This is a genomic window from Alcanivorax sp. HI0083, from assembly GCF_001635175.1.
The window spans coordinates 1-1,020 of record NZ_LWFX01001759.1 but is presented as its reverse complement, the minus strand read 5'-3'; the positions used below and the strand labels follow the sequence as shown (position 1 = coordinate 1,020).

The 1,020-nt window shown below is 62.4% G+C and carries 1 protein-coding gene and 1 pseudogene; both read right to left on the bottom strand.

Translation table 11 applies throughout. The annotated features are described in order from the left end of the window. Positions 1 to 923 (bottom strand): SufD family Fe-S cluster assembly protein (locus A3754_RS25540; protein WP_063521701.1); only part of this gene is annotated, 923 nt, incomplete at its 3' end. After that, positions 920 to 1,020: pseudogene (sufC, locus tag A3754_RS28900) on the bottom strand (Fe-S cluster assembly ATPase SufC); the annotation flags it as partial. The gene A3754_RS25540 and the pseudogene sufC, both read right to left, overlap by 4 nt.

The following is a 1,020-nucleotide window of genomic DNA, read 5'->3' as shown; positions in this document are numbered from 1 at the left end:
GCGTTGGTGCCGCTGGCACCGGGGTGAATGTGGATGCGGCCGTTGAAGACCGCCTTGCCACTTTCGCCGGCCAGGCCTTTGAAGTTCTGGTCCGATTCACAGTTGGGCACGGCGTGTTCCACGCACAGCTGGTTGTCCACGTGGCTGTTGTCGCGGACTACGAAGATGCCTTTCATGTTCAGTTCGGCGCCGCTTTTGTTGACCAGGGCGCGCACGTCGTTACGACGCAGGCGGTTGCCGGTCATCAGCTGGTAGCTGTCGACCTTGCTGATGCCTTGCTGATCAATGATCAAGGTGCCGATGTGCAGGGTGTTGGCCTGCTCGCCTTGCAGCCGGTAGTGGGTCAGCTGGGCATTGTCGGCGGTGATCAGGGCCGTCACCGCGTTGCTCAGGGCCTGACCTTCTGCATGGTAATGCTCGATCACGGCGGCTTCGGCGCCCTGATTCAATACCACCACCAGGCGCGGGTTGCAGTGCGCAGGGGTATCGCTGGCAGACTGGAGCTGCACATGGATGGGCTGCTCGATGCGGGTGTTGGCGGCCACGGTGAGTACTACCGGCTGGCTGGCGACGGCGCTGTTGTAAAAGGCAAACGGGGTCTGCAGGCCGTTGATGGCAGGGCCGTCGTGGGACAGGCTCACGCCATCGGGCAGGTTGTGGCTGACCAGCTGGCCGTTGTTGATCGTCACCACATGCTCAGACAGAGCAGGCAGCGGTTGGCTGATCTCGCCGTCGGCGATGGCATTGAGATGGCCATCGGCCAGTGCCTGCAGCGAGGTGTACTTCCAGCGCTCAGTCTTGCGCTCCGGGAAGCTGGCCGCTTCCAGGGCGGCCAGGGCATCGCCTTTGCTACCGCTGTTGTTTGCGTTGGTCAGCGCCTGGCTTTTCAGTTCCTGCGCCAGGGCAGAAGCGGAGAGACTCATGCGGACTCCTCTTCTCCGGTCAACCAGCCGTAGCCTTTCTCTTCCAGCTCGTGGGCCAGTTCCTTGCCGCCGGATTTGATGATCTGGCCGTTGGACA